The organism is Arthrobacter sp. AL05 (assembly GCF_029960715.1).
Taxonomy (GTDB): Bacteria; Actinomycetota; Actinomycetes; order Actinomycetales; family Micrococcaceae; genus Arthrobacter.
In genome coordinates this window covers 1-9431 of the sequence record NZ_JASBRC010000031.1, presented here as the reverse complement: position 1 = coordinate 9431, position 9431 = coordinate 1, and the positions used below count along the sequence as shown (strand labels likewise).

General features: G+C 60.7%; 9 protein-coding genes. 6 read left to right on the top strand and 3 right to left on the bottom strand.

From position 1 onward, the window contains the following. Positions 1 to 67: 67 nt before the first annotated feature. Positions 68 to 661, bottom strand: a complete 594-nt coding sequence (locus QK287_RS18000) for a class I SAM-dependent methyltransferase (RefSeq protein WP_282361083.1) — start codon at positions 659 to 661, stop codon at positions 68 to 70. A gap of 168 nt (positions 662 to 829) precedes the next feature. Here QK287_RS18000 and QK287_RS17995 point away from each other — a divergent pair, with 168 nt between their 5' ends. The 3 genes from QK287_RS17995 (at position 830) to QK287_RS17985 (ending at position 3384) form a co-directional block, all read left to right on the top strand. After that, positions 830 to 1345 carry a DinB family protein gene (locus QK287_RS17995; RefSeq protein WP_226773369.1) on the top strand — a complete coding sequence of 172 codons (516 nt, stop codon included), beginning with the start codon at positions 830 to 832 and terminating at the stop codon, positions 1343 to 1345. Positions 1346 to 1823: 478 nt separating this feature from the next. Next, positions 1824 to 2096, top strand: coding sequence for a DNA gyrase subunit A (locus tag QK287_RS17990; RefSeq protein ID WP_282361081.1), 273 nt, complete (start codon positions 1824 to 1826; stop codon positions 2094 to 2096). Positions 2097 to 2361: 265 nt separating this feature from the next. Continuing rightward, a complete protein-coding gene (locus QK287_RS17985; protein WP_309485703.1) occupies positions 2362 to 3384 on the top strand; it encodes a pentapeptide repeat-containing protein in 1023 nt (340 codons plus the stop codon). A gap of 144 nt (positions 3385 to 3528) precedes the next feature. Here the strand turns inward: QK287_RS17985 and QK287_RS17980 are convergent, their stop codons facing one another. Both QK287_RS17980 and QK287_RS17975 read right to left on the bottom strand, forming a co-directional pair. Then, the gene (locus QK287_RS17980; protein ID WP_282361079.1) at positions 3529 to 4092 is read right to left on the bottom strand and encodes a hypothetical protein; all 564 of its coding nucleotides are present in this window, start codon (positions 4090 to 4092) and stop codon (positions 3529 to 3531) included. Positions 4093 to 4637: 545 nt separating this feature from the next. After that, the gene (locus tag QK287_RS17975; RefSeq protein ID WP_282361077.1) at positions 4638 to 5885 is read right to left on the bottom strand and encodes a hypothetical protein; all 1248 of its coding nucleotides are present in this window, start codon (positions 5883 to 5885) and stop codon (positions 4638 to 4640) included. Positions 5886 to 6735: 850 nt separating this feature from the next. Between QK287_RS17975 and QK287_RS17970 the strand changes: the two genes are divergently transcribed. From QK287_RS17970 to QK287_RS17960, 3 genes are all read left to right on the top strand, one after another. Further along, positions 6736 to 7383: a hypothetical protein gene (locus QK287_RS17970; protein WP_226775792.1), complete on the top strand. Its 648-nt coding sequence runs from the start codon at positions 6736 to 6738 to the stop codon at positions 7381 to 7383. Positions 7384 to 8163: 780 nt separating this feature from the next. Beyond that, positions 8164 to 8631 (top strand): hypothetical protein, encoded by a 468-nt coding sequence (locus QK287_RS17965; RefSeq protein ID WP_282361075.1) that lies wholly within the window; start codon positions 8164 to 8166, stop codon positions 8629 to 8631. 151 nt (positions 8632 to 8782) lie between these two features. Then, the coding region (locus tag QK287_RS17960; RefSeq protein WP_282361072.1) for a helix-turn-helix domain-containing protein at positions 8783 to 9431 on the top strand (649 nt) is incomplete at its 3' end.

Below are 9431 nucleotides of genomic sequence, written 5' to 3'. Positions count from 1 at the left end.
GATCGAACTGATCGAAAACCTCCTGTTGCAATGACCGCCTGAATCCGCCGATCCTCTACCGAACACCTCAGCGGATGGCGAGAATTGCTCCGTGCGATCGCTGCCCGGTGGTTGTCCGTGCGTGCGTCTCGACCACATTAAAGCCCGCAGCCACCAGTTCGTCGCAGAGATCCCCTACCGGCCACTGGTATGCCGGGACGACCGCGTGATCGAACCTCTCGACGACGTGACCATCGAAGAAGCCGATCAGCAGGGCGCCACCAGGTTTAAGGACCCGACTGAACTCAAGGAGAGGAGTGCGGATCGTGCCTGGCTCATAGTGAATCAGTGAGTACCAGGCGAGCACTCCACCCATTGACCCTGTGCCGACGTCGAGGGCGTCGAGGCTGCCTGTCCGAAACGGGATGCCGGGATAAGCACCGCGGGCGTGCGCAATGAACTCCGGAACCAGATCCACGCCGACTGCAGGGACCCCCGCTTCCCTGAGGAAGTTGGTCCAATGCCCCGGACCGCAGCCGGCGTCGATGACTGCACCCTCGATGCCATCCGCCCACGTCGCCACCAGTTGACGATCTGAAGGGTGCGCAGCACCGAGTGAAGCGAAGCGTTCGACGTATTCCACGGCCCGACGCGAATACGCTTCGCTGACAACGTTGATCATGCATTCGAGTGTAGGCAAGCTACGGACACGTGCCTGGTCGCCGATCCCTCTGCGGGAATCTGCGAGACTCGCCCGATGACTAAGTCGCGGCCCACTACATGTCCGGTTTAAGGAACGGCATACGGGACGTATCGCCCACCAGCAGTGAAGTCGTGTAAGACTTCCTTCATGGAACGAGTGGATCCGCAGTCATGTCGAGATGAAAGCTCGAATCTTCAGCAGTTTCTGGATTACCAGCGAGCGACACTTCTCCTCAAGACCCAGGACCTGGGACGCGCTGATCTGAACCGTCGACTGACAACCTCGACGTTGACTCTTGGGGGTCTGCTCAAGCATCTGGCTCTCGTTGAAGACGACTGGATTCAAGTTAGATTCTTGGGCAAGGATGAAAAGGAACTTGAGCCTTGGGGGAGTGCTCCGTGGGATGGAGACCGGGACTGGGAATTTCACAGCGCTGCCAATGATGACCCGCAGGAGCTGCGGGACCTATACAGGGATGCTTGCGCGCGAAGTCGCACCGCATTGCTCAACTGTTCCCTCGATGATTTGTCCGTGGGTACTGACCGGGACGGAAGCCAGTGGAACCTGCGATGGGTTCTTACGCACATTCTGGAAGAAACCGCCCGGCACAACGGTCATGCTGATCTCCTGCGCGAAGCAATCGATGGAAGTGTAGGAGAGTAACCGGTCGTTCCACATTCGCTCACATGATTCTTAGCACTGCGGTGAGTCAGACCATTGTCCGGAAACCGATCCACAACCGGGCGCGCGGTTGCCCGCCCCGGCAAACCCCATTTGGGCCCGTCACAGAAACTCACCGGTGAGTCTGCCGTGCAGAGCGGCTCAAAGCAAAGCCCGCCGCCGCCGCGACGACGACCCCTGTGAGGAAGGCCTGTACGGCTCCGATGGACTCCCACAGGAGCGCCCAAGGCACAAAGCCTGCGACGAAAACGATGATGGATCTGACAACTCTGTTCTTGGTCCCCATCGTTGAACGCTACCAGCGGCTGTTTTAGCCCTGTCTTTGATTGTGACTCTCAGCAATGGGGTTCGGCGTTTTCGACCGACACCGACAAGCGCTATTCCTTGCATGTTGCAACCTCATAAAGGGATCCTCCAGCGGTATTCCGTGCCATTACCTTCGTCGTGCGAGAATCGCCGCATGAATGAGGACGAGCGGCAGATCAGGCAGCAGTTGATGCTCCACGAGGCTCTAGTGCATGCGATGGATCGGCGAGACGAGGTCTTCCAGGAGATCGAGGATTCACAGGACATGGACGAAGCGATCCGTCGGGTGGGTCAGCTGTTGGGCTTGGACGAGCACGGGAGCCGGGCGGTCTTGGACATGCAGGCTAAAACATTCACCCGAAACCGGCGTCAGGTCATCGCGTCCTACGCAGAAGAACTTAGATCAAGGTTGCCTGACCGGCTCTGAGGACTCCGCGCCCTCCATCAATTGCTGTTGCCTCATCGCGGCACGCGTTGCCGGCTTCCCGTACGCCGATCGGCTTACGGGCGGGCAGGACGTGATGCTACGTTTGACCGCAGTGACATTCTTACTTTCTCTGTGACCCAGAGTCGATGCAGCGGTTCCCGTTCGCTTCCCTCGGAAGCGGTGATCCCGTGTGCCCTCGAAGGGGACTCCCTCGCGAGTTCCCCTGGCACCCGGCCCCTCACCGAACTCATCCAGAGAAGATCACATGCCCTTCATATCGACCGACTCCGCCGCGCCCTCCTCACCTGCCCTGGACCGGGAATCACTGCGCCCTGATTGCGCCAACTGCTTCGCGCTCTGCTGCACCGCCCTAGGCTTTTCCCGCACCTCGGACTTCGCCATCGACAAACCAGCAGGAACTCCCTGCAAGAACCTTGCCTCCGACTTCTCCTGCACCATCCACGACAGCCTGCGCCCGCGAGGCTTCCGAGGATGCACTGTCTTCGACTGCTTCGGAGCCGGCCAAAACGTCTCCCAGAACCTCTTCCAAGGAATCAGCTGGAAAGCGGATCCAGCAACAGCGAAAGACATGTTCCCGTCCTTCAAAGTCGTCCGACAACTCCACGAAATGCTCTGGTACCTGGCAGAAGCTACCAGCAGGACCTTCGACCCGGACACCTCGCACCAGGTCAACGAGCTCAGAATGACAATTGAAATTGCGATAGCCGGAACGCAGAAGGTCCTCTCCCTGAACCTCGGCGACATGCACGCCCGGGTTCGGTCGGTACTCATGGACGTCAGCGAAGAAGTGAGGTTCTCATACCTTGCAACTGGTGATGATCATCTAGATGCTGCGCTTGTCCCGGGGGCAGACCTCATGGGCAAGAATATGAAGTCCAGGTCGCTGTGTGGGGCAGACCTTCGAGGCGCCTATCTCATCGCTGCGGACCTGCGAGACTGCGACCTCTCAGGTGCTGACCTCCTCGGCGCTGACCTCCGAGATGCCCGTCTCGAAGGAGCCGATCTTTCCAGAACCCTCTATCTGACACAGGCCCAACTCAGCGCCGCCCACGGCGACGCCCACACGCGCCTGCCCTCGGACTTCAGCAGTCCTACTCATTGGACCAAAAACAGCTTACGACGACACAGTGGTGCCCGCCGGCCGGCAACTACACAGCAGTTGCCGGTCAGTCAGCACCCAAAAACCTCCGGCGGAAAAGTGTCCGGTAGCCGATCCTTTACCGGACGTATCCTACAGATGACGCAGGTATCTCTCAGGCGAGACTAAGAACGCTCGCCAGTTGGAAATCAGGTGCAGGCGCTGCCGTCATTGATGAAGTACTCCGGTTGACCGATGGAGATGGATTTTGGCGGAGCGGTCGGGCGCGCGATGAGCGAACACGCCGGGCTGGGCCGTGCGTTGATTTCCCGCTCAGCTGCACGGGATGGCATGGACGGCGGGCCATACCGGGTCAATGCCTCCGATGAGATTGAGGACGCCATCGTTCCCATCCCACTCCAGGGTGTACGAGCCGCCGGCAACCGGTTCATACCCGTCGTCCGTGGTCCACGAGCTCCCGCGCAATCCGATCCCGCCGAACCTGACCGCGTACACTTCACCCCTGCCGGCGAAGAGGAAAGAAAACTCGCGCACGACGGCACGGCAACCGTTGGCTGCAGGAGGATCTAGAACGCGGTAGCTGGCGCCCAGGTCGCCGAACGCGCCGCCCAGGCAGATGAGGCACACAGCAAAGGCCACGATGCTGCGCAATAGCCGGACATGCGCTGCAAACGGTGGCACGTCAATGCAGCGAGCTGCCCAATTGGAGACCAGACGAAGTATCACGGAGGCGACCAGCAGCATGCCACTGACGGCCCAGAAAGTCAGTACAGTCCTGCCGATGACCAAAAGCAGCGCGCCAAGTTGTGCCACGGCGGTCATGGCCGCAAGCGCCAGGCACGCAGCCTCCAGGCGGCACAGAACCGGAATGTTCAACGAGCTCTTTACTTTTCCCCCGGTCCCCATGCGCTGAGAGTCTAGCTGTATCGATCCTCTGCCGCTGACCAGAGGCCAGTCTCACTTCACGATGAAATGACCGCGCCGTCGACGCTGGTTACCTCGCGCCGTACTTGATCCGTCCGCCAGCCCTACCGATGCAAGAAACGGTGCCCGCTAGCAGGTCGAGAAGCGCGCAGCCAGTCATGATTCCCGACTGACTCCGGGTTCGCATTTGAGAGTAGTGCCTGGCTGAAACCAAGATTGGGCTGCGCCAGCATGTCCATGAACTCTAGTGGCATGTGTTTTCGCCATTTCCTGTTTGCGACGATCGTGGCTCGGACTGACTTCTTTCGGCGGAGTGAAGCGTGCCATATATAGATAGCTGGCGACCCCTCCTACCTCTGCACACCGTTGCCTGCGACCGAACTGCCCATCCGAAGTTGGTGACAGGGTGGCGTGGACCCGCGGATAGCTGTGGCTACGGTTTTCTGTCCGGGTTTCCACATCAGCTCGGGACAATCGGTTAAGCCCGCTCGGCCAGATCACTTGCTTTGGCCTGCATCGGCGTGCCCGCTCCAGAAACCTGCGCTGTGGTGATCGGCGGGGTGTTCCTCTGACCCGCTGGCGCGGTCGCGAAGGGACGCCATTCGCCGGCGCTGCGTGGCCACGATGAGCAGGGCGATGACGAGAGCTGCCGCTCCGGCCGTTCCAGCGATTACGGCCGGGGAGCTCCACGGGGTTGTCACCGCGTCGCCGGGTCGGGTCGCGGCGGATACCGGTGCCGAGGCCGGGGCGGGGGCCGAAGCCGCAACTGCAGCGGCGGTGGCGTAGCGGGCCACGGAACCGTTTCCCAAGCCGCTGCCCGGGGTCGTCACGATGATGGTCCCGTCCGGAGCTACCGCAAGGTGACCGGGGTTGCTCTCCGTTGGGATCGAGGGACCCGCTGTTCTGGTCCCCGGCGGTATTACGGACAGGGCGGGACGTAGGGCGCTGGCCACGTAGAGGGTCCCGTCCGGCCCGACGGCGGCCTCCGTGGGTCCGCCCGGGACATAGATGCGGTAGGCCACGGCGTCAGCGCCTGGTTTGATGACGGCGACGTGATTGGAACTGATGTTGGTGACATAGATCTTACCGTCCGGGCCGGCGGCGATCCCGTGGGGGTTCTCTGTCCTCCCGGGCGTGGAGCTGACCTGGATGGTCCGCGAGACGGTGTCCGCCCCGGCCGGGATCACCGAGACCGTCCCGCCGTACTGGTTCGTCACGAACGCGGTGCCGTCCTTCGTGACCGCCACTTCCACCGGGCCGGGCCCGACCGTAACAATGCGGTCCACCGCCGATCCATTGGGTGCAATGACCGACACAGTGCCCTCGGCAGGGTTCGGAACGAAGACCGTCCCGTCGGGTCCGGCGGCAATCAGATGGTTCCCATCCGACACCGGAATGCTCCGTACGACACCCGCCGCCCCGGCCGGTATGACACCCACTACTGCCTCACCCGAGGCACTGTCCTGCTGTGCCACGTACAACGTGCCGTCCGGGGCCAATGCGATCCCGGAGACATTGATGCTCGTACTGAGCGTGCGCGAAGGCTGGGACGCTCCCGGCGGTATCACCCGAATCCCGCCGGCGCCGTAATCGCCCACGTACGCTGTGCCGTCACTGCCAACCACTACTCCGAGGGGTGTCCCGCCGACGTCGAGAATCTCCGCAGGAGCCCCCACGGCCGGTGCCGCCCCCAGGAAAAGGACCGCCGTCACCGCTGCGGCCGTCCTCAGACTTTGATGCTTCACGCTTTTCTACCCCCAATAGACGTGGCACCACACAGCTTCGCAATGTCATTGCATGGAGCTTAGTCCAGCCGCCGGCGACTTTCGGCCCTATGGAGTCCGGACAGCAAGTCCGTTGGTGTGCGGAAAGAGCGCCCGTTCAGGGCTTGTCTACCTGACACTGACCGGCGATCTCTAGGCGATCCATACCTGCCCGCCGTGTAGTCTGAGGTCTTCGATTTGGGGGACACATGGCTCGAAAGCGCAACGCTGAATCTTTGCTTCTGCGATTTGATTGTGTGCCTGTAAACATTCGTAGGACATCCTGCAAACAGCGCCGCCAGCCCCGGTGTCTGGCGCAGTCCATGAGGGCCCTCAAATGACGACTCGTCGGCGCGTAGGACGTCTTTCAATGCTCGCGCTCGGGCTGGTCTTGATCGCGTGGATCGGATCGATGGTCTGCAGCGCCATCGATGAAGGGGCAGTTCCACCCGGCTCTGCATTCCAGATTATTCCGCAGCCCAGTGAAGCGGGGGAAATCTCCAAGCGCTGTGGGTCAGGAGGCTGTTGGCGGGAGATGGTTGTCAACATAAGAGAGCCGCAAACTGCACTGTCACTTGCTGCCGACATGGGAGTTGTGTCAGAACGTTGCGAGCCAATGAACCTATGGACGTTGCGTAAAACCTGCACCGGGATCTCTGATGACCGCACCGGGCTCAAGGTCTACCTTCGGTATTCAGTCCTAGGTTCCTAAGACATGAGTCAGCTGCCTCATCGGCCCCCGCTGAACCCGTGGCCGCGGAAAACCCTCATCGGACGCCGAGCGGCGGCTCGGATAGTCAACGCTCAAGAATGCCAGGAGTGAAGCCGGAGAATGACAGTCCAAGAAAACGGCACGTTGACCGCGGCACGTAACCGTGCGCGAAGCTCCATCTGGCTGGGAATCGCGTGGCTTCTGGTAGCGGCCTGTCTCGGGCTGATGTCCTGGACACTCCTCCAGCTTGATTCCGCGGACATCTATATTCTTCTCGCTCCGGACATTAACGCCATAACTTTGGGAACCGCCCTGGCCCTCCTGGCGATAGTCCCCGCCGTTGCTGGCGTGTATCTAGTGGTGCGAAGTGCAATTCACAGGATTCGACATCCCTGGATAGCTCGCCTCGTAAAGGCCTCCGGATGGGTGGCCGGCATCTGCATCGGTCTGGTGTTCTCATACTTGGCCTTGACGTTGTTTTTGCTCACCCCGGTGACCGCGTACACGCTGCACGCACCGACTGACGGAAGAAGCGTGCTGATCGTCAACAGGACAGTCCTCATAGCGGGCGGATTCACGATCTACGAGCCCCGAAACTGGCCCACTTATGTGAAAGTAGCGTCGCTGACTACCAATAACGCGCACGACCCATTCCGCGCCGGGACATACCGGGCGGTATGGAACGATGAGGGGCTGGACTTGGAGTTCGTAGGTGACTACATGAAACCGGATAGATACGAACACACATTCATTGAGCTCCGGCGGTAGCCATGCCGCCGCAGCGCTGGAACATGCCATGCGAGGACCAAAGCAGACTGTTTTACAGCCCCTAGGTCCTTCCTCTCAATCATTCCATCTGAACCAAAAGGAACTGGCTTGTTCGCTGAATTACCGACCCGGGCGCTCACGTGAACCGCCGTGCAGTAACTATCGTCGTGGTGATGACGACAATGGTCGTTATCCTCCCTTCATGCGGTCGCGCACCTATTGAAGAGATCGGCCGTAACAGTATTCGCGAAAAGGCCACCAAGGCACTAGCAACCTACACACGGATACTGGAGGACACCGCTCCTGGTTCTTCCGAGCGAGTACGCCAGAAACTGGAAGAGGCCATGCCAGGTGTCTACGCAGTCGCAACGCCGCCTGGAGGCCGGCCCACCGCGGACATTTACTTGAGGGATCACGTGACCACGAGCGGTGGGTTTTGGGGGGAGCAGCGGACTGTCAACGCCTGCGTCAGATACGGCTTCGACCAACAGATGGCGACCATGGAATCGATAGACTGCCCGGCCACGGGACCTCAGTCTGAGTACGCAGACGAGCACGTGGTGATTCCCTGAACGGTAAGGAGCGCTGCTGCCGGTCAGTGGCCGGTGAGGGATCCGTCTGCGGACGGCTCAGTGGAATATATAGCGATGCGAAAAACGGCCATTTATCGCTAAAAAGCCTCACGGACGCCTACTCGTGCCGACGAGGTGGACGGTCCCCGCGACGTGACTTGCCGTGAGTTGATTTGACGGCCGAACCGCTTCCGGCAACGATGGCGGGGTGAACGAAGGACACGACGTTTCGGATCTAACATTCCTCACGCTCATGCCAGGTTCATACCGGGTAGGTGTGCTCATTCTCGGCGTACTTACCACGTCTGCGGTGGTGATCCCGCTGAGCGCTGAGATCCCGAGTGTGATGAGCCTGGTCCTCGCGATCTTGCTTGTAGCCTTATTCGCCGCCGCTTTTTTGATGCAAGCGGTCGTGCGCCTCGGAACGAATGGGGTGCATATTCGGGTCGCGGGTGTGTTTAGGACGACCATCCACTATGACCAGATCACCGGGGCTGCCCCCGACCGGGTTACGGGAGTTCGCGAGGGTATGGGATTGCGCATACTGCCGAACAAGACGACTGGCTACTTGGTAGGGGGTCCCTCCGTGCGAATCAACACCAGCGGCGGTACCGCCGTCCTGGTCTCATCAAAAACTCCGGCCGAGCTTTCAGAAGCTATTGGGCGTCGTACATAACGACGACAGGGCTGAGGAATGCCGCCCAGAATCACGACCCGGGTGGAGGCATCCGCGCGCAGTAAAGACTCACGTCAGAGAGCAGACGTATGGCAAAAGGGCGCCCGCTGAGGGATCCTTGGGTTCTCGCGGTGATTGCAACACTTAGCGGATGGGTGTTGTTATGGCGGGGTATTCAATTCATTTGAGGCCTGATCTCTTGCAGGTTTTTTGGGCCGGGATGCAGGCGGGTGATTTCATCACCGATGCCGTGGTTCCGATCAATACGAGCCGGCGTACCGGGCGTAGGGTCTTGGCCGAGGCCGGTGGTGTCAGGCCCCGGCGGGGCCGTGATCTGAAGGGCAGGTGCCTGACTTTCGCCCAGCGCGAGGAGATCGCAATACTGCGCGCCCAGGGACAATCTCTGCGGCAGATCGGAGCCGTGGTCGGCAGAGCGGCCTCCACGGTTTCCAGGGAGTTGCGGCGCAATTCGGTGGCCGGGTTGCCTTACCGGGCGACGTCGGCCCATGCTCTGGCGTATGAGCGGGCTTCGCGGCCGAAACCGGCGAAACTGCACACGAACACGGTGTTGCGTGCGAAGGTGGAGGAGGACCTGAAAAAGAAGTATTCGGCTGAGCAGATCGCAGGACGACTCCGGGTTGAGTTCCCCGATGAGCCGGAGATGAGGGTGTCACCCGAGACGATCTACCAGTCCCTTTACCTCCAGTCCCGCGGGGCGCTGAAGCGCGATCTGACCGCGTGTCTACGCACCGGGCGGGCGGTCATGCAGCCCTGCAGGAAGGCCGGCCAGCGGAAGAACC